The 17,838-nt window shown below is 45.7% G+C and carries 19 protein-coding genes and 1 riboswitch; of the genes, 5 read left to right on the top strand and 14 right to left on the bottom strand.

Annotation, left to right across the window (positions count from 1 at the left end; translation table 11 throughout):
- Positions 1-10 precede the first annotated feature (10 nt).
- From susR to FN124_RS09175, 4 genes are all read right to left on the bottom strand, one after another.
- Positions 11-1,612: a SusR family glycan utilization regulator gene (susR, locus tag FN124_RS09190; protein WP_260607375.1), complete on the bottom strand. Its 1,602-nt coding sequence runs from the start codon at positions 1,610-1,612 to the stop codon at positions 11-13.
- Positions 1,613-1,804: 192 nt separating this feature from the next.
- Positions 1,805-2,248, bottom strand: a complete 444-nt coding sequence (locus tag FN124_RS09185; RefSeq protein ID WP_142684435.1) for a copper resistance protein NlpE — start codon at positions 2,246-2,248, stop codon at positions 1,805-1,807.
- 34 nt (positions 2,249-2,282) lie between these two features.
- A complete protein-coding gene (locus tag FN124_RS09180; protein ID WP_142684434.1) occupies positions 2,283-3,437 on the bottom strand; it encodes an esterase-like activity of phytase family protein in 1,155 nt (384 codons plus the stop codon).
- Between the two features lie 260 nt (positions 3,438-3,697).
- Positions 3,698-3,850, bottom strand: a complete 153-nt coding sequence (locus FN124_RS09175; protein ID WP_142684433.1) for a lmo0937 family membrane protein — start codon at positions 3,848-3,850, stop codon at positions 3,698-3,700.
- A 258-nt stretch (positions 3,851-4,108) separates the two neighbouring features.
- On the opposite strand from FN124_RS09175, the gene FN124_RS09170 reads away from it, so the two are divergent.
- A complete protein-coding gene (locus FN124_RS09170) occupies positions 4,109-4,564 on the top strand; it encodes a ferritin-like domain-containing protein (RefSeq protein WP_142684432.1) in 456 nt (151 codons plus the stop codon).
- Between the two features lie 401 nt (positions 4,565-4,965).
- On the opposite strand, the gene thiH is transcribed toward FN124_RS09170, so the two are convergent.
- From thiH to thiS, 7 genes are all read right to left on the bottom strand, one after another.
- Positions 4,966-6,096: a 2-iminoacetate synthase ThiH gene (gene thiH / locus FN124_RS09165; RefSeq protein ID WP_142684431.1), complete on the bottom strand. Its 1,131-nt coding sequence runs from the start codon at positions 6,094-6,096 to the stop codon at positions 4,966-4,968.
- 30 nt (positions 6,097-6,126) lie between these two features.
- Positions 6,127-6,900, bottom strand: a complete 774-nt coding sequence (locus FN124_RS09160) for a thiazole synthase (protein ID WP_142684430.1) — start codon at positions 6,898-6,900, stop codon at positions 6,127-6,129.
- On the bottom strand, positions 6,888-7,520 hold the full coding sequence (locus FN124_RS09155) for a thiamine phosphate synthase (protein ID WP_142684429.1): 633 nt from the start codon (positions 7,518-7,520) through the stop codon (positions 6,888-6,890). Before FN124_RS09155 ends, FN124_RS09160 begins: the two co-directional genes overlap by 13 nt.
- Complete coding sequence (locus FN124_RS09150; RefSeq protein ID WP_142684428.1) at positions 7,517-8,269, bottom strand: hydroxymethylpyrimidine/phosphomethylpyrimidine kinase; 753 nt, start codon at positions 8,267-8,269, stop codon at positions 7,517-7,519. Before FN124_RS09150 ends, FN124_RS09155 begins: the two co-directional genes overlap by 4 nt.
- On the bottom strand, positions 8,245-8,934 hold the full coding sequence (locus FN124_RS09145; protein ID WP_142684427.1) for a thiamine phosphate synthase: 690 nt from the start codon (positions 8,932-8,934) through the stop codon (positions 8,245-8,247). The genes FN124_RS09150 and FN124_RS09145 overlap by 25 nt, the downstream gene beginning before the upstream one ends.
- A 38-nt stretch (positions 8,935-8,972) precedes the next feature.
- Complete coding sequence (thiC, locus tag FN124_RS09140; RefSeq protein ID WP_142684426.1) at positions 8,973-10,829, bottom strand: phosphomethylpyrimidine synthase ThiC; 1,857 nt, start codon at positions 10,827-10,829, stop codon at positions 8,973-8,975.
- A gap of 82 nt (positions 10,830-10,911) precedes the next feature.
- The gene (gene thiS, locus FN124_RS09135) at positions 10,912-11,115 is read right to left on the bottom strand and encodes a sulfur carrier protein ThiS (protein ID WP_142684425.1); all 204 of its coding nucleotides are present in this window, start codon (positions 11,113-11,115) and stop codon (positions 10,912-10,914) included.
- A gap of 51 nt (positions 11,116-11,166) precedes the next feature.
- Positions 11,167-11,277: riboswitch (TPP riboswitch) on the bottom strand.
- Positions 11,278-11,340: 63 nt separating this feature from the next.
- Here thiS and FN124_RS09130 point away from each other — a divergent pair.
- The gene (locus tag FN124_RS09130) at positions 11,341-11,817 is read left to right on the top strand and encodes a lipocalin-like domain-containing protein (RefSeq protein ID WP_142684424.1); all 477 of its coding nucleotides are present in this window, start codon (positions 11,341-11,343) and stop codon (positions 11,815-11,817) included.
- Here the strand turns inward: FN124_RS09130 and FN124_RS09125 are convergent.
- The 3 genes from FN124_RS09125 to dnaN form a co-directional block, all read right to left on the bottom strand.
- Positions 11,814-12,065: a hypothetical protein gene (locus tag FN124_RS09125; RefSeq protein ID WP_142684423.1), complete on the bottom strand. Its 252-nt coding sequence runs from the start codon at positions 12,063-12,065 to the stop codon at positions 11,814-11,816. The two genes, FN124_RS09130 and FN124_RS09125, sit on opposite strands and share 4 nt — an antisense overlap.
- Before the next feature lie 55 nt (positions 12,066-12,120).
- Positions 12,121-12,954 (bottom strand): sterol desaturase family protein, encoded by an 834-nt coding sequence (locus FN124_RS09120; RefSeq protein ID WP_142684422.1) that lies wholly within the window; start codon positions 12,952-12,954, stop codon positions 12,121-12,123.
- A 335-nt stretch (positions 12,955-13,289) separates the two neighbouring features.
- Entirely contained in the window at positions 13,290-14,408 is a 1,119-nt protein-coding gene (dnaN, locus tag FN124_RS09115) for a DNA polymerase III subunit beta (RefSeq protein WP_142684421.1), read from the bottom strand.
- A gap of 386 nt (positions 14,409-14,794) precedes the next feature.
- Here dnaN and FN124_RS09110 point away from each other — a divergent pair, with 386 nt between their 5' ends.
- From FN124_RS09110 to FN124_RS09100, 3 genes are all read left to right on the top strand, one after another.
- Positions 14,795-16,054 carry a pyridoxal phosphate-dependent aminotransferase gene (locus tag FN124_RS09110; protein WP_142684420.1) on the top strand — a complete coding sequence of 420 codons (1,260 nt, stop codon included), beginning with the start codon at positions 14,795-14,797 and terminating at the stop codon, positions 16,052-16,054.
- A 553-nt stretch (positions 16,055-16,607) separates the two neighbouring features.
- On the top strand, positions 16,608-17,213 hold the full coding sequence (locus FN124_RS09105) for a TetR/AcrR family transcriptional regulator (RefSeq protein WP_185937137.1): 606 nt from the start codon (positions 16,608-16,610) through the stop codon (positions 17,211-17,213).
- Positions 17,214-17,222: 9 nt separating this feature from the next.
- Positions 17,223-17,837: a TetR/AcrR family transcriptional regulator gene (locus tag FN124_RS09100; protein WP_142684418.1), complete on the top strand. Its 615-nt coding sequence runs from the start codon at positions 17,223-17,225 to the stop codon at positions 17,835-17,837.
- The last annotated feature ends 1 nt before the right edge of the window (position 17,838 follow it).

Genomic DNA, 17,838 nt, shown 5'->3' with positions numbered 1-17,838 from the left:
TCAGCGTTTTTTACAGGGCTTTAATGTTCATAATATGCGCTTCGAACTCTTCACTGGGGATCCGTGCGCGCTTTTTGATCCGGGTTTTATAAGCATAAATAGTATTTACTGAATACTCAAGTATGCGGGCAATTTTTTCATTATCACTGATACCGATCCGGATCAGTGCAAAAATCCGTATGTCAGTATTCAACAGTTCGTTTTCTTTCAGCACTACCTGGTTTTCTTTATCAAAAAGTGTATTAAACTCTGCCACGAAGTGTGGAAATATTTTAAGGAAGACCCGGTCGAAATTGGTGAAAAGCTCGTCCCTTTCCTGGCGGATGTTAATATTATTTACAAGAAACCTCAGTTCTGCCGGTTTATTGTCGGTTAACTTCTGCTCAAGGTTCTGTTTCAGTTTCTCTATTTTTCCAATGTAGGTAGCATTAATGTTAAAGCAATAACCTACATACTCCTCCTTAATTTTATTGGCCTCCAGCAATTGGCTGTTGATTTCCTGCTGCTTCAGGTTAGCTGCGGTAATAATGCGTTGTGCGGTTTTGAGTTTTTGTACCTGCCGGAATACAGTGATGGCTAATATTACCAATGCCACCAGCAACAGGGTAACAATAGCGGCATAAATGAGTAATGACCTGGTTCTTTCTTCTGCTGTATTGATCCGTTCATGCTCAATAATGGGCAAAATACTACTTACCATTACTTTTCTTTGCCGGGCGCCATAAAACACGGCTTCCGAAATAGCCCTTTCAATACAATGGGAGGCGTTCTTTACATCGCCCTTTTCAAAAAGCAGGGTAGCCAGGCTGTAGGCCGCCATGGTTTCTTTCGTGGAGGTCAGGATATCCGCAATGGCGGATCTGATCATCAGGCAAATGGCGGTATCCTTGTTACCGGCGGCATCATATATGGAGCCCAGGGTACAGGCCGATATAGCCAGTTGCCGCCCTGAAAGCCCCGGCTGGTCCAGGTTGGGAAAAATGGCCAAAGCGCCCGGGATATCCCCCAGTTTGAATAACTGCAACCCTTTGTTATACTTATACTCAAATGAACTGGGCGCCATCAGGTGAAGCGCGGAATCAACATATATGCTGGCCTGTTTAATATAAGCAGGGGTATAATACTTATCCTGGTTATAATCCGCCAGGTCAAAATACAGGCGGCTCTTCATCAGGAAAAATTCAACCCGGATACTATCCGGTGCTCCGGCGGGATCAATGGTATTAATAAAGGCGAGTGTTTCGGTAAACATGCCTGACGACAATAAAACATATCCCAGCTTGATCCGCGCATCTGTTATCAGTACCGGGTCGTGCAACTGCTCCGCCAGTACCTGCAGCTGCCGGGCATATGTAAATGCAGAATCGAAGTTGAATACCTTGTAGGCGGTGTAAAGTTGCCTGCAGATAAGATATTGCCGTGCAATATCATTGCCTGCCGCCTGCCGGGTGCTTTTTATACTGTCAATTCCACGGAGTTTGATGGAATCATAAACAGCCGATTTTGCCATCGTCCTGTTCAGTTCCTTCAGCAGGCTGTCGGCCGGTGCTTTACCATAGGCATTTATAGAAAAGAGTAAGCATAAAATCAGATAGCCCGGAATGCGATTCATAATAAGTCAGAATGATAAAAGGTCACAGGTCACCGCTAAATTTAAGCGACTTTTTTGATATAATACCCGGGAGCTGACTAAAAAGTAAAATGAAGGCTTGGGGAATCGCTTAAATAATAAGAAGCCTTATATAAACCGGACGGACCACCACTTCCAGGGCGGCCTTCTCACTCCTTTTATCCTCTTTTAATACTAAAGCACCTTTTTCAGAGTATAATTATGTCCGCTTTGTATAGTTTTCTGATCGGCATCCAGCAATAGCAATTCGTTATTATTTACCTGCTGGTAATAACGTTGAAGGTTTCTGTCCTTATCAGGATTCAGATGGATCACAGTAGCTCCGGGATCAGCCGGAGTTCCGTGCACAATTGTGTAGGTGCCCTCGCTGGGAAATGTCTGGTTTTTCCCCTGGTAGGTTTCTTTCAGGGTGAAATGGTTCTCCGGCAGCCTTTGCAGCGTAAGTTCTGTTACAATACCTTCACAGTCTGCACATGGGAGGGTGCCTGAATAGGTAACGGCTGTTGCGGTGTCTGGAGCGGGGTTCACTGCTGTATTATCCGACTGGCCGGCTGTTGTACCGGAACTCTGGCAGGCGGCAAAGACTACAGGCAGTAACAATAATGGCAAGTATTTCATAGAGCAGTTTTATGATCATAACAACAGATGGCCGTTATTGTTTTTTAGGGATGACCTCGAAGAGGAAAAACTGGTTTTCTTCTTTCTCAGAAAAATTATTATCTGCAACAAATATCAGGCTCCGGTGCCCGTTAGGCAATACAGGGCCGAAAGTAGCGCCTTCAATGTTATCTATATATTTTCCCAGGCTTACGAAGTCCAGCAACAAAGTTTTGGTGGCCGCCTTAAAACGGGTATCTGTCTGCAGGGAATTAATATTGCTTATATCAGTGGCATTATGAAGGTCCGTGATATACACCTTGATAGTACAATCCCTTACACCACTGGAAAAGGATCTTTCAATAGTTAATAATTTATTATCTCCCAATACCAGGATATCCGAAATGCCATTCACTTTAAACGCATTTTCCGGAATTGCAGGATATGCTACAGGTTCCAGTTTATACGCATATTGCGCTACCGGCTGCAGTGTATTGTTATCAAATTTGAGGATACGGGTATAAGCGCCCTGCCCTGGCTCTGCTCTTGGTCCGTCTTCATAACGGGGTTCTTCCAGGCTTACATACAGGTGTTTGTACCCTGGTGTAAATCCCAGGCCTTCAAATACGCCATTTCGCCGTGGCCCGTTATCAGTAGCCTGCATCCTGAACTGGGGCGGCAGTGCAAATGAGTCGATGTATTGTCCTTTCATACTGATCTCATAAATACCGGGATTGGTAAGAATGGTATCTTTCTCAGTTACAATGCGTTCCCCTTCACTGCTCCATACCAGCAGTTGTTTTTGGGCGTTGTAACGCATGGCTTCCGGATCAGGAGTAAGCCGTGGATCGGTTTTGGTATCGGGATAGGGTTGCCCTCCGGCCTGCAGTAAAGTGGTTACGGCGGTAAATTTCACACTGTCGAACGATTGATCGGAGAAATAAAGCCGGGCTGTATAAAAACGTGCAGGACTCAGTGCAGAGCGGTCGTCGCAAATAAGATAATACTGCTCTGCTGTGACATCATAGTCTATACCGGATAAACCGCCGGTAATGGTTCCATTGAAAGGAAAGTTATATGGGACGATATATTCGCCGATAAATTTTAACCGGCCAATGCCACCGGCATCAGTACCCGCCTTCCGGGTGGAGGAACAACTGAAGAAGCCCGCCAGCATAGGGAGGACCAGGAAAAGCAGGTGTTTTTTCATGGGGGCAAGTTAGGAAATCTCCTGCATTCAGACGACCGCCTTGCATGAAGGATTTGTTATGTGCACGGGAAGACAGACCAGAAGAGCCAGCCTTGACCAACTACGTAGCGTACTTAAGATTTTATAAGCAAAGAAGCAACGGGCAATACCTGCGTAAAATATTTTAATGCAGTAAAGAGGGACATGATAAATAAAAAATTCCCTGTTCAACCAAAGACTTATCGCCGGTTAACCAGGGAATAATGAGTTGCAGCGTAATCCTATAAGGCCCTGCCTCTGATTATATTTACAAGGATAGCAATAATAGCCAGCACAAGCAAGGCATGTATTAAACCACCTGCTGAATAAACAAAGAATCCAAGTATCCATCCTATAATGAGAATTACGGCAATTAAATAAAGAAGGCTGTTCATGTCTTAAGGATTTGATTCAGTTTTTATACTAGAAAATTTATGCCAATAAGATAATGTCTTTATATACAGCTGTTTTTCGTTGCAGACGAGGCTCTGTTGTGGAACCTTCTCCACCATCCGAGAAAAAAAAGGACGGGAAATAGCAGGCTCTCCTTCCGGAAACACTTTATGACAAAGGGTTTTGAAGTATGGACACATTTTTGAAAATAAAACAGATATATCTCATACGACTATTTTTTTAACCATAAATTTTTGATCATGCTACAAGAGGAAAAGTTAGTCACACTTTTAAGCGATCTCGTAAAAATCAATAACGACCGGATAGAAGGATATAAGCAGGCACAAGACGCAAGTGATGATGCAGATGTGAAAGCGCTGTTTCAACATATGATCAATGACAGCTTGAAATATGTAGCAGAACTGAACCTGCTGCTAAGGGCACAGGGTGCAAATGAAGAAACAGATACTACTATCAGCGGAAAGTTATACCGTACCTGGATGGCCATAAAAACCACTTTTACGGGTACAGACAGGTATTCTCTTTTCTCTTCCTGTGAATATGGGGAAGATGCTGTGCAGCGGGCTTATTCAGATGCCCTGAGCATGGACGTGGCCATGCCCTACAGCATGAGAGAAATCATTGGTAATCAACAGGCAAATCTCAAGGAAGCGCATGACACTATTAAAAGCTACCGCGATGTGGTGAGCCAGTAATACTCTGTGCAGGCGGTAACGGCCTGTTCTTTTTGTTCAAATCAACACATTAAGCGGTTGTTCAGGATGGCCATATTATTTTTGAATTCATGAAATTCCAATCATACTTATATTGATAAGTAATATGGCAACTACGGGATTTTCGGTACAGGGCTGCTTCCTCATCGTTTGAAGCAGCCCTTTTTATATAATGAATATAGCAAATCCGGTTACTTCAGGGCCTTAAAAAGATCATATAAGCAACTGTTTTGTTCAACAGGAAGACGCCTGTTCATTTTGTTCAGTTTGTCCCGATCCTTTTGCAATTAAAAGATCTGTATTATTTTTGAGAGGATTGAGAGAAGTATCTCTTGTATTACTTTTAACCTCCCCATGAAAAACAACAATAACTATCAGGTGGCCTAACCAACCACCTTTTTTATTGCCCCTGAAAAAGAAGCATCCCAGTCTTTCCAAACCGGCTCAAATCCCCGTTCTTTCAGCATTTCAGCCACGTCTGCTGCGCTTCTGTCATCGGATATTTCAAATTGCTCCAGCGACTGCGGATCTACGGTATACCCACCGGGATTGGTTTTAGAGGCCGCGCTCATGGCTGTAATTCCCAGGTGTACAACATTGTTCCTGAACAGCTCTTCCTCCCGGGTAGATAAGCTCAGCTCAACTTCCTGGTTAAATAACCGGTAGGCGCAGATAAGCTGTACCAGCTCCCGGTCACTCATCACCACTTTGGGCGTTAGTCCACCGGAGAATGGCCGCAGCCGGGGAAAGGAAATGCTGTACCTCGTTGCCCAGTATTTTTTTTCCAGGTAGGCCAGGTGCAGCGCTGTAAAAAAACTGTCTGTACGCCAGTCTTCCAGCCCTATCAGCACTCCCAGCCCCATTTTATGAATACCCGCACGTCCCAGCCGGTCGGGGGTATCCAGCCGGTAGTCAAAATTGGATTTACGCCCCCTGGGATGGTGCTTTTTATAGTCGTCCCGGTGATACGTTTCCTGGTACACCAATACCGCATGCAGCCCCAGTTCCGCCAGTTCGCGGTAATCCTGTTCATCCATCGGCTGTACCTCCATCGATATATTGGCAAAATGTGGCCGGAGCAGCTGCAAGGTTTTTTTGAAATAGTCGGTACTTACCAGCTGATGGGCCTCCCCTGTTACCAGCAACACGTGCTCGAACCCCATCGCCTTGATGGCAGCCGTTTCCAGTAATATTTCCGCGGGACTAAGGGTTTTGCGCCGGATCTTATTATCAAGACTGAAGCCGCAATAGGTGCATATATTCTGGCATTCATTAGAGAGATACATGGGGATGTAAAGTTGCATCGTATTCCCAAACCGCTGCCGGGTAAGCACGTTACTGATAGCAGCCATCTGCCCCAGATAAGGCGCTGCTGCCGGCGAAATCAGCGCTGCGAAATCGTCCAGGGAACGGCGCTGGTTATGCAGGGCCTGTTCTACATCTCCGGCTGTTTTAGCATAAATACCGGCTTTTACCTCATTCCATTCATACTGATCAAATATGCTTTTAAACATAAGGAAGGTTTAATAAAATGATTAAATAGGTCAGGCTTCATCCAGGAATGCGATCAACGGGCTGGATGCCACCGCATGTTGACTGCTGACGGGCAGGCCGGCTTCATACGCCATACGCCCCGCCTCTACTCCTGCCTTAAAAGCAGCGGCCATTTGTACGGGGTTCCGGGCAATGGCAATGGCGGTATTTACCAATACCGCTGCAGCGCCCATTTCCATGGCCTGGGCGGCATGTGAAGGACTGCCAATGCCTGCATCCACTATCACTGGTATGTTGCTTTGTGCAATAATGATCTCCAGGAAGTCGAAGGTTTTCAATCCCTTGTTACTCCCGATAGGCGCACCAAGAGGCATTACGGCAGCAGTGCCTGCATCTTCCAGCCGCTTACAGAGCACGGGATCCGCGTGCACATAGGGAAGCACCACAAATCCCAGTTTTACCAGTTCTTCCGCCGCCATTAAAGTTTCTACCGGATCGGGCATCAGGTACCGGGGATCCGGATGGATTTCCAGTTTGATCCAGTTGGTTTCCAGGGCTTCACGGGCTAGCTCTGCAGCGTATACCGCTTCTTTGGCGGTGCGCACACCGGATGTATTGGGAAGCAGATGTATCCTTGAATGCGATAGATGACGCAGCATATTATCTGCCTTATTATCCATGTCCACCCGTTTCAGCGCTACGGTAACAAGCTCGCTGCCAGAGGCCAGCAGCGCGTTTTCCATCATCTCAGGGGAAGAAAATTTCCCGGTACCGGTAAATAAACGGGAATGAAATTCCCGTCCGGCAATAACTAATGGCTCCATGTGGATAATTGTTTTAACTGTTGGTGAATGAGATTAACAACGGCCTGTTTATCCGTTGCATGTGTAATCACTCCGCTGACTGCAATGCCATGAATGCCGGTTTCCATCAGCCTGGGAATATCTTCCGGCATAATACCGCCAATGGCAATAACGGGAATGGATATATGCTTTTCTTTCAGGGCTTGTAATATAGACTGGTAACCACTAAGTCCCAGTATGGGGCTTAAGTTTTGCTTGGTAGTGGTAAACCTGTACGGACCTACGCCTACATAACTGGCGCCGTCCTGCACATGCTGCAGGATATCTGTAAGAGTATTGGCGGTACCGCCAACAATCATATTGCTGCCGGTAATAGTACGGGCGGCAGCTACCGTCATATCCAGTTTCCCTACGTGTACGCCCGCCGCTTCTACCGCCACTGCCACCTGCGGATAATCATTGATGATAAGTGCGGCCTGGTAACGGTCGCAGATTTTTTTTGCGGCTTCTGCCACCGGCATTACTTTATCCGGCGTTTCGTTTTTAATACGGAGCTGAATCCATTTACAGCCTGCATCACAGGCTGCCTGTATATTATCTGTATGTGATGGTTGTGATATGTAATGTAAGTAGCTGATCATATGTGATGATATCCTGTTAATGATGAATGACTGGCTAATAATTTTTCCGTATATGCTTTGCCGTTAGCGCATGCTTCGGGCAATGATAGCCCCTTTGCCAGACCTGCAGTAATAGCGGCAGATAGTACGCAACCGGAGCCATGCTTGGGGAATACTTCCTTCAGTACCGGTGCAAGGGTGTGGATCACATCGCCGGTATAAAGTATATCATAACCCGGCTTGCTCTTATGGTGGCCTCCTTTTAGTAACACTGCACATCCTGCAGACAATTGCCGGGCTGCCGCTTCTCCGTCTGTAAGGCCAGACAGCAACAGCGCCTCGTCGTAGTTGGGCGTTAGCAGGTATATTTCGGAGAGCAATTCTTTCCAGGCCTGCTGATGAATACTGCTATGAAAAGAGAAGCCGGCAGATGCTTTCAATACCGGATCCACAATGATGCGGATGCCAGGGCATAATTGTTTTATCTGTCGTACCAGTTCAAGCAGCGACTGTATATCCGGCATGATCCCGATCTTGCAGTATTGCAGGCGGTTGTTGCACAACAATGGTTTCGCCTGGGCCAGTATATGCGTAACCGGTAGCCACTCTACCGATATAAACTGCTCCGGTGTCTGAACTGTGATGGCTGTGCAAACACCCATTCCGTTTACTATGTGTTGTTCAAATGTTTTGATATCTGCCAGTAAACCCGCACCACCGCTGGGATCCAGGCCGGCAAAGCTCATTACATTAGGTCGTTCCTGTTCCATATTTGTTGTATACGGCAGTAATTTTCCACGGCCTGCGCCGGTGTTTTCCAGATAGCCCCCAGCAACGCTGCGCCATCAAACTGCCGGGTTTTTAATAAGTGTATATTAGTATGATCCACACCGCCTAAAGCAAGTACCTGCCGGTTGTCTTTTTTCGTGAGCACTCCTTCCAGCCGGCCATGATAGCCAGGCTTGGAGATGCTGTTGAATACAGGGCTCAGCAATAATGTCCTGAAGCGTGTGTCCGTTAACGTTATCTCTTCTATGGAATGTATACCTGTGCTGTTTTCTTTGAAATTTTCAGGAGATGTATACCTGTGCTGTTGCTTCCCCGGGCCGGTAGCAGGAACCGCTTTCCCGGTGCCTGTATTTTCCCTTTCTGTTAACATTGCATCGCCACCGGAAATAAAGGGCTGCATCAGCCGGCGGGCAGCCCCGCTCCAATGCACACCAGCAAGTTTATACCTGTAAGCAAGCAGTGGCTCATCCCTGATCAGCAGCCGGTTGTAATATTCAGAAGGGATCGCCTCCAATAAGCCGACATACTGTTGGGTGGACCATCCGGGTTTCCTTAACAGTACACGTGAGGCGCCTGCCGCCAGCAACGCGCTAACGACAGACGCTTCTTCGTATATACGTTCAGGTGATGTGATAATCCAGATCAAGGCATTAATTTTCTTATGAAATTCCAGTGAGAAAGCATCTACAAATAGATCTCTCCTCCCTGTTCTGCAAAGGCAGCCGCTTTTTCTTTCATACCGGCGCTCATGGCGTCTTCTTCTTCCAGCCCTTTCTGCGCGGCAAAGTCACGTACTTCCTGCGTGATCTTCATAGAGCAGAAGTTAGGTCCGCACATAGAGCAGAAGTGCGCTATTTTGGCGCCGTCTGCCGGCAGGGTTTCGTCGTGGTATGAACGGGCCGTTTCAGGATCGAGAGCCAGGTTGAACTGGTCTTCCCAGCGGAATTCAAAGCGGGCCTTGCTAAGGGCGTTATCTCTGTGTTGCGCGCCGGGGTGGCCTTTGGCCAGATCCGCAGCATGGGCGGCAATTTTGTAGGTGATCACGCCTTGCCGTACATCTTCTTTATTTGGTAATCCCAGGTGTTCTTTAGGTGTTACATAGCATAGCATGGCGCAGCCAAACCAGCCTATCATAGCGGCGCCAATACCTGAGGTGATATGATCATAACCAGGTGCTATGTCGGTAGTTAAGGGGCCCAGCGTATAAAAAGGCGCTTCATGGCAATGCTCCAGTTGCTTGTCCATATTGGCTTTGATAAGGTGCATAGGCACATGTCCGGGGCCTTCAATCATCACTTGTACAGAATGCTTCCAGGCAATTTTGGTAAGTTCCCCGAGTGTTTCAAGTTCTGCAAACTGGGCGGCGTCGTTGGCATCGGCAATGCTGCCGGGGCGTAATCCATCTCCCAGGGAAAAGGAAACATCATACGCTTTCATGATCTCACAAATTTCTTCGAAATGTGTATACAGGAAATTTTCTTTATGATGCGCCAGGCACCATTTAGCCATGATGGAACCCCCGCGGGATACAATACCGGTTACGCGTTTAGCTGTTAATGGTATATACCTGAGCAATACGCCGGCGTGGATGGTGAAGTAGTCAACGCCCTGTTCGGCCTGTTCTATAAGTGTATCGCGGAAAATTTCCCAGGTGAGCGCTTCTGCTTTTCCATTCACTTTTTCCAATGCCTGGTAAATAGGTACGGTACCAATGGGCACAGGTGAGTTGCGGATGATCCATTCCCTGGTTTCATGGATGTTTTTGCCGGTGCTCAGGTCCATAATAGTGTCTGCGCCCCAGCGGCAGGCCCATACTGCTTTTTCCACTTCTTCTTCTATACTGGACGTTACAGCGGAGTTGCCGATGTTGGCATTTATTTTCACAAGAAAGTTGCGGCCAATGATCATTGGTTCACTTTCCGGGTGGTTGATATTGGAAGGAATAATGGCCCTGCCGGCGGCAATTTCCTGGCGCACAAATTCAGGGGTAATAAATTTCACAGGAGTATTGGCGCCGAAGCTCTGGCCTTTATGCTGATGCCAGAGGGCATTGTTTTGTTCAAACAGCTGGTCGGCCAACTGGTTTTCCCGGATGGCGATGTACTCCATTTCCGGTGTGATAATACCTTGTTGTGCATAATATAACTGGGTTACATTCTGCCCGGCTTTGGCGCGCAGGGGTTTATTGGTATGGCTCATCAATGGCATTTTACCGCCATCCTTCATCAGTTCCCTTACAAACGGGCTGGAATATTCGGGGAGTTGTTCCACATCTTTACGGCCGCTGATCCATGTTTCGCGGATACGGGGAATGCCGGTGCTGACATCTATATGGATATCCGGATCGGAGAAAGCGCCGCTGGTATCATATACTACTACCGGGTTGTTAGGAACAGCCTCACCTGTTTTTCCATGAATACGTGTATCCGTCAGCGTTATTTGCCGCATGGCTACTTTTACAGGGTGGATGGTTCCGTTTACATATATTTTCTGCGAGGCAGGAAATGGTGTGCGGCTGAGCGCCACAGGTTGATTATGCATGATGTCTGGTTTTTTAGAGATAGAAATACCTGTCCGTAATGTTGTATTACGGAAAAGACTATACGAAAAATAAATGCAGGGTTTAACCGCCCTGGGTAGCCCGGATAATAGTAATGTTATCGGCTGCGGACAGTGATTGGTTTTCCCACGATGATTTCGGTATCACCTGGTTGTTGACGGCTACTGCAATGCCTTTTTGAGCAGAGATCTGAATAAACTGTAAGAGTGCAGCAATGGTTGTCCCTGGCTGCACCGCATAAAGTTTATTGTTTACATGCACTTCCATGTTAATTGGAATTTAAGTGAAACAATAAACTTTAAGGATGTGGAAGATGAGAAAGGTTCAGTTACTTTTCCCTACGGCAGTATGAGCTGCTTCAGGTACTGAGGGTATCATCTCAGTTTATCCGTTTAAACTTATATCGGATAAACACCCCTAAAGTGTAGATGTAAAAGTAATGGAAATATTTAAAAATTGCATTACAAATGATGAATTGTGTATTTTTAAATTATGGTACGATTCAGTTTACTGTGTTTATTGGTACTGGCGGTTGCCTGTAAGGGGAGTAAGAAAGAGGTGGAGAAGGAAGAGTTACAGGACGACAGCAGCCTGGTTAGTATGATCGCAGACAGCAGTAATGCCGGCATTACTGACAGCATTGCTGCTGCTGCGGATACGCTGCATATTGATGCAGCTAAGCTCATAGGAAAGTGGATACAGCCCGTAGCGGGCCTGGATAGGGAAACTCAGGGGTTTCAGCTAAGAAAGAACGGAACTGCCAGATCCATTAATATGTACACACTTGTATACGAAAAATGGGTGCTGACACACGACACCTTATTGTTATGGAATCACTCCGAAGGCGTAAAAGACACCTCCACAATTGTGGACACAACTATTATAAAAGAACTTTCTGATACCTCACTGGTACTGTTTCCGGTGAAAGCCGCCGAAGGCTACGTGGAAAAATACCATAGAAGCAATTAGTTATAAAGCTGCCAGAGCCCTACCAGGCAGGCTACCACGGCCATAAACACGCCGGCAGCAGCCAGCTGCATGTCGTCAATATTTTTTCTTCCTATATACAGGGAAACAAGACCTATTACTATAGCTATTGAACCGGCGGTAACTGCATAGGAAGGAGTATGGGTACTGAAAGCGAATGCTGCCGACAGTACACCAATGATGAGCGCTGATATACAGGCCGTTTTTGTTAATGCTGTTGAATGTTGCATATGTATTCGAATTTTAAAAGACAGGTGAAGGAATAATTGTTTTGTAAACAGGTATCTATTTATGTTGACTACTGATCTTTTCCTTCATCACGTTATCATGTTCCCAGGGCACTTTTAACAGGGATCCTATTTCCTGGTAACGGGCGTCCTGGTATTCGTCCAGTCCGTATCTGATCGCCAGCGTATCCGGTACTTTTACAAAAGTGCCAAAGAGGCGATCCCATATAGAGAATATATTGGCATAATTAGCGTCTGTTTCCGGCTGGTAATGACTGTGGTGTACCTTATGCATATCAGGCGATACAATCACCCAACTAAGCGCATTATCCAGCCATTTGGGCAAATGGATATTGGCATGATTGAACTGCGACATAAAAGCCGACAGGCTTTGGTACAGCATTACCATCCAGAAGGGTACTCCGAGGATCATAATAGCGGCAAAAAGGGCTATTACTCTCAGGAGGCTTTCCACCGGGTGATGTCTCAGGGCGGTGGTGGCGTCTATCTGTGTATCTATATGATGGATCTTATGGAACTGCCACATCCAGGCTGTTTTGTGCTGTACCCAGTGTATGAGCCATGCCCCGATAAAATCCAGCAGTAATAGTGCCAGTATGGTGTGCAGCCACAACGGAAGCGGCTTCAGGTAAAGAAGGCCGAATTGCTGGCTGCTTGTCCACCTTGAGGCCTTAACAATCAGGAATGCCAGTCCGGTGTTTACAATCACCGTAGTTAATGTAAAAAAGAGATTGGTACCGGCATGCCGGTAGCGGTTGCTGCCGAAACGGAACCGGGGCGCCATACCCTCAATAATCCATAACAACAAGAGTCCGCTTACCAGGATGGCAGTACGGTATACTGATGGAATATTTTCAAAAAAACTTACCATGTGCTGGTAAAATATTTATAACGGTGTTTTACGCTCTGCTATGCGGTTCTCCTTAACCAGGCCAACAATATCTCTGCAGTGGATATGGGGAAAGTGGATTATTTATAATACACAGTAAAACATTTATACGTTACTGTTATTATCCTTGCGTTACTGTCCTGGATCTCCGATGGATCATTGATCCCGGATAAAAATTACGACTATTTGGGGAATATAAAAAGGGCTCTTTCAGGCCACAGACAAAGAAAAAAGCAACCTCTTTGTCAGAGATTGCTTTATGTATAAGATTTTAGCTATAAGTATTTGTCATTTTAGCATTTGCCTAACACCTGGTTTTAGTTGTTCAGCATGAGTGGCATTACCAGCATCAGGAGATCTTCATTTTCTTCTTTTTCGGAAGGCCTGAGGATACCTGCTTTGGTGGCAGTAGCCAGATCGATGGAGATCTCATCTCCTTCGGCTGCATTCAGCATTTCGATGAGGAACTTCGCATTAAAGGCAATCTGCATATCATCTCCGGTGTACTGGCAGTTCATGCGTTCGTTACCTTCAAAGGAGAAGTCTACATCCTGGGCAGACAACTGGAGCTCGCTGCCGGTGATGCTCAATGCCACCTGGTTAGTGCTTTTATTGGCGAAAACACCTACCCGTTTCAGGGCATTCTGGAAATCGCTTTTTACCACGGTGAGACGGTAAGGGTTATCTTTTGGTATTACTACCTTATAGTCCGGGAACCGGGCGTCAATGAGGCGGCAGATCATCTGTGCGCCTTCGTGCTGCACAAAGAAATGGTTCTGGCTATAGGCAACTTTAATTTCAGTATCGTTATCAGGCAGCGCTGCTTTCAGCAGGTTCAGCGGTTTTTTAGGTACGATGAAACTATCGGCCTGTGGGCATTTTGCGTCTGTTCTTACGTATTTTACCAGCCGGTGTGCATCGGTGGCAACAAAAGTAAGGCTGTCTGGCGCCAGTTCGAAGAATACGCCTGTCATAGCCGGGCGCAGGTCGTCGTTACTCACGGCGAACAGGGTTTTATTGATGGCAGTAACCAGGCCGGTAGCGGCCATTGTGAAAGAGGTAGTGTCATCGGCAGCCGGTTCTTTCGGGAAGTTTTCCGGGTTTTCCCCCATCACTTTGTATTTACCATTGTCTGAAGTGATTTCCACTGCGTAGGAGTTCAGGTCAATGTGGAAAGTCAGCGGCTGGTCGGGCAGATTTTTGAGAGAGTCCATCAGGATCTTCGCCGGGATACAGATCCGACCGCTTTCCTTGGCTTCCACCTCCAGCTTCACCCGCATAACAGTTTCCAGGTCAGTTGCAACTACAGTCAGTTCGTTTTTGTCAATCAGGAACATAAAGTCCTCCAGTATAGGCAATACCGTATTTGAATTGATAACCCCGCTGATCTGTTGTAATTGTTTTAATAAAGTAGAGGAAGAAACAATAAATTTCATGGTTTATATAAGTTTGCTTATCATTTTTTGTTGAAGGGTATAACCTTTAGGGCGTGCTGCCCTGATTTCACCTGTCCCTCACATAAAAGGTCAAATGTAATGTAAACAAAGATAGAAAGTTTTGTTGTTCTCCGTAATTTCATCACATCTTATACACTAAGATAACGTGGTTTTACACAACGATTTGCAGTCATTCATATATTTCTGTTTAATATAATACTAGATGGAAGTAATAAAAAACCCCCTCTTGATTAGATGGGATGCAATAACCTGTATCATTTATTAGCGGAAGTGAAAAGAATTTCCCTATTCTTTTAAATTATCTTCAAATCGGTTACTTTTGCCGCGCTGAAAAATTATTACAAACCAACAAAAAAAAGCAGGTTATGAAACTGTCTCATTTAGCCGAAACGTTGATTGGATCCGAAATCATCAAGTTAGCAGCTGAAATAAAGGAGAAACAGGCCAAGGGTGAGAAGATATACAACTTCACAATTGGGGATTTTGACCCGAAGGTATTTCCTATCCCGGTTGAATTTGAACAGGAAATCATAACAGCCTATAAGGAACATCTGACCAATTATCCTCCTGCCGATGGTATTGCGGAGTTAAGACAGGCAGTAGGTGGCTTTATAGCTGAGCGTGAGGGTCTCTCCTACGATCCTGCAAAGGAAATCGTTATTTCCTGTGGTGGTCGTCCCATCATTTATGCTACCTTCAGAACCATTGTTGACCGTGGCGAAAAGATAGTATATGCTACGCCATCCTGGAATAACAACCACTATACCCACTTCCTGGAAGCGGAGCATGTAGTGCTGGAAACCAAAGCGGAAAATTTCTTCATGCCTACAGCAGCTGAACTGAAGCCGCTTTTGAAAGGCGCAACACTCCTGGCTCTCTGCTCTCCGCAGAATCCAACGGGTACCGCTTTCGGTAAACAGCAGCTGGAAGAGATCTGTGACCTGGTACTGGCTGAAAACAAAAGCAGAGGCGCAGACGAAAAGCCCCTCTATGTGTTGTTCGACCAGATGTACTGGGTGCTCACTTTTGGTGAAACCCACCACCATAACCCGGTTAGCCTCCGTCCTGAAATGAGGGATTATACCGTGTTCATTGATGGTATGAGTAAGGCTTTTGCTGCTACTGGTGTCAGAGTTGGTTGGGCCCTGGGACCTGCCCATGTAATTGGTAAAATGAAATCCATCCTCTCCCACGTTGGGGCCTGGAGCCCGATGGCAGAACAGAAAGCTGCCGCCCGCTACCTGGTTCAGAAAGAGAATGTGGATAAATACCTGCAGCACTTTAAAGGTGAAATCGAAGAACGCCTGGTAAAGATCTACGAAGGCTTCGATAAACTGAAAACTGCCGGCCATAAAGTAGAAGCCATTGCTCCGCAGGCTGCTATTTATCTCACCGTTAAGTTTGACCTGGTAGGCAAACAAACGGCTGATGGTACTACTCTCGCGGATCAGGCTGCCGTGACCTCCTACATCCTGAATGAAGCTAAAATCGCCCTGGTGCCGTTTTATGCTTTCGGATCTGCTAAAAACTCTCCATGGTACCGCCTGAGCGTGGGCACCTGCGTGAAGGAAGAGATCTCTGGCATGTTTGAGAAATTGCAGGCAGCGCTCGAAAAACTGAAATAATTGCCGCGGACTTTGTCCTGAAGCATGATTATGCTGATTTAATCGAACTTCATTTAATATTCAGGGGAGATGGAAGTGAGGTATTCACTTCCATCTCCCCTTTTTTATAAAAATAACTTCTCCTGAAAAACTGGCGAAACCGGTATAGCCAGCCCGGTTCCGTCTTCCACTATTTTATACATCCGGAAAATAAAACCAGTACCGTTAGCTGGTGTATCTTCCGTTTATGATGCGATGGAGGTAAACCGTAATTAGCGTAATCAACTGATTCCGTCTTCCACAGTATCAAAAAAAGCAGCATAGTCTGCCGCTTTCATTCTCCCCTAAAACAACAAACCCATATAATCAATTGCTTACATCTCCCCTGATTCCCCGAAAATCAAATCAACATAATCATCAAAAAGACAACCACCGAAGACCATCCCTCCGCTCAATCCTGACTTTCTGACTTTTTTCTTCAAAAAGTTAAATGGATGTTAAAAGGTCAACTTTAGTTACTATTTCAAAAAAAGTCCCTAATTTTGACCTTGAAACTAAAAAAGTCAAAAAGTTAATGCATACAGAAGCTAAAGATGAAATGAGGGATAGGATCCTGGAGGCGGCTCTGAAGCGTTTTACTCATTATGGCGCTTCTAAAACTACGATGAACGAAATAGCAGATGATCTTCACTGCTCTAAAGCGTCGTTGTATTATTATTTCCCCGATAAAAAGGCAATGCACATTGCCGTACTGGAAAAAATTGCAGAAGCATATTTCCAGCAAATGGAAAAAGAAGCAGTACAGGTGAAATCGGCCGCTAAAGCCTTATATAATATCATCGATCTCCGGAAAGATTTTATCAGCAAATTCTGCCGGCTCGAATTATTCCAAATATTACAGGACAACTCAGCGCTTTTCCTCGCGGAAAAGAAAAAAGCAAAACAACGGGAATTTGATATTCATACCGCTATTATCAAAGCAGGAATTGAATCGGGGGAATTTAAAGTAAAAGATCCTGCCCAGGTTGCGGAATTGTTGGTGCTTACCACTATGGGGTTACGCTTTTCGGTGCCGGATCATATCCGGGAAGATATGGATATGGATGAAGAAATGATGGACCAGGTGATAGAAAAACAAAAGCAATTACTTGAAATTTTCATAAAAGGAATAAAAGCTTAAACGGATATCATGGTGGTGAGAGAAAGGATATTGGAAACAGCACTGAAAATGTTCAGAACTTATGGTGTGAAAGGAGTAACTATGTTTGATATCGCCCGCGATTGCGGGATCTCCAAAAAAACAGTTTACGAGCATTTCCAGGATAAACAGGCGTTGATAGACGAAGGGATGCAACAGTTGCTGACAAACCATATTAACTACTTCCATGAATGTTTGCAAACCACAGACAATGCCATAGAAGAATTGGTGCGCAACATGAAGTACATTACCAATATGGCTAAAACAATGAACCCGGTGATGCTGCATGAAATTCAGAAATACCATCCGGATACCTGGCGCAGTATTGAAAGTTTCAAGTCGGGTAATGTGCTTTGTAACATCAAAAAGAATTTAAAGAGAGGAATGGCGGAAGGCCTATACCGCCAGAACCTTCACATCGATATTGTAGCACGCATGCGCCAGCTGCAGCTGGAGGCAGCTTTCGATCCGGAACAATACCCCGCAGATCAATATGAAATGCACGAGGTAATGGAACAGGTAACCGCCCACTTTATACTGGGCATCGCTACCATCCGGGGACATAAACTGGTAAACCAGTACCTGCAAATAAAAGAAGAAGAATAAA

The sequence above is a fragment of the Chitinophaga polysaccharea genome, assembly GCF_902150045.1.
In the GTDB taxonomy this organism is placed as follows: domain Bacteria; phylum Bacteroidota; class Bacteroidia; order Chitinophagales; family Chitinophagaceae; genus Chitinophaga; species Chitinophaga polysaccharea_A.
This window is presented reverse-complemented; position numbering and strand designations above follow the sequence as displayed.

What these genes read in the sequence shown, in the direction of transcription:
- susR (WP_260607375.1), bottom strand. Translation starts at nt 1,612, where the DNA reads ATGAATCGCATTCCGGGCTATCTGATTTTATGCTTACTCTTTTCTATA.
- FN124_RS09185 (WP_142684435.1), bottom strand. Translation starts at nt 2,248, where the DNA reads ATGAAATACTTGCCATTATTGTTACTGCCTGTAGTCTTTGCCGCCTGC.
- FN124_RS09180 (WP_142684434.1), bottom strand. Translation starts at nt 3,437, where the DNA reads ATGAAAAAACACCTGCTTTTCCTGGTCCTCCCTATGCTGGCGGGCTTC.
- FN124_RS09175 (WP_142684433.1), bottom strand. Translation starts at nt 3,850, where the DNA reads ATGAACAGCCTTCTTTATTTAATTGCCGTAATTCTCATTATAGGATGG.
- FN124_RS09170 (WP_142684432.1), top strand. Translation starts at nt 4,109, where the DNA reads ATGCTACAAGAGGAAAAGTTAGTCACACTTTTAAGCGATCTCGTAAAA.
- thiH (WP_142684431.1), bottom strand. Translation starts at nt 6,096, where the DNA reads ATGTTTAAAAGCATATTTGATCAGTATGAATGGAATGAGGTAAAAGCC.
- FN124_RS09160 (WP_142684430.1), bottom strand. Translation starts at nt 6,900, where the DNA reads ATGGAGCCATTAGTTATTGCCGGACGGGAATTTCATTCCCGTTTATTT.
- FN124_RS09155 (WP_142684429.1), bottom strand. Translation starts at nt 7,520, where the DNA reads ATGATCAGCTACTTACATTACATATCACAACCATCACATACAGATAAT.
- FN124_RS09150 (WP_142684428.1), bottom strand. Translation starts at nt 8,269, where the DNA reads ATGGAACAGGAACGACCTAATGTAATGAGCTTTGCCGGCCTGGATCCC.
- thiC (WP_142684426.1), bottom strand. Translation starts at nt 10,829, where the DNA reads ATGCATAATCAACCTGTGGCGCTCAGCCGCACACCATTTCCTGCCTCG.
- thiS (WP_142684425.1), bottom strand. Translation starts at nt 11,115, where the DNA reads ATGGAAGTGCATGTAAACAATAAACTTTATGCGGTGCAGCCAGGGACA.
- FN124_RS09130 (WP_142684424.1), top strand. Translation starts at nt 11,341, where the DNA reads ATGGTACGATTCAGTTTACTGTGTTTATTGGTACTGGCGGTTGCCTGT.
- FN124_RS09125 (WP_142684423.1), bottom strand. Translation starts at nt 12,065, where the DNA reads ATGCAACATTCAACAGCATTAACAAAAACGGCCTGTATATCAGCGCTC.
- FN124_RS09120 (WP_142684422.1), bottom strand. Translation starts at nt 12,954, where the DNA reads ATGGTAAGTTTTTTTGAAAATATTCCATCAGTATACCGTACTGCCATC.
- dnaN (WP_142684421.1), bottom strand. Translation starts at nt 14,408, where the DNA reads ATGAAATTTATTGTTTCTTCCTCTACTTTATTAAAACAATTACAACAG.
- FN124_RS09110 (WP_142684420.1), top strand. Translation starts at nt 14,795, where the DNA reads ATGAAACTGTCTCATTTAGCCGAAACGTTGATTGGATCCGAAATCATC.
- FN124_RS09105 (WP_185937137.1), top strand. Translation starts at nt 16,608, where the DNA reads ATGCATACAGAAGCTAAAGATGAAATGAGGGATAGGATCCTGGAGGCG.
- FN124_RS09100 (WP_142684418.1), top strand. Translation starts at nt 17,223, where the DNA reads ATGGTGGTGAGAGAAAGGATATTGGAAACAGCACTGAAAATGTTCAGA.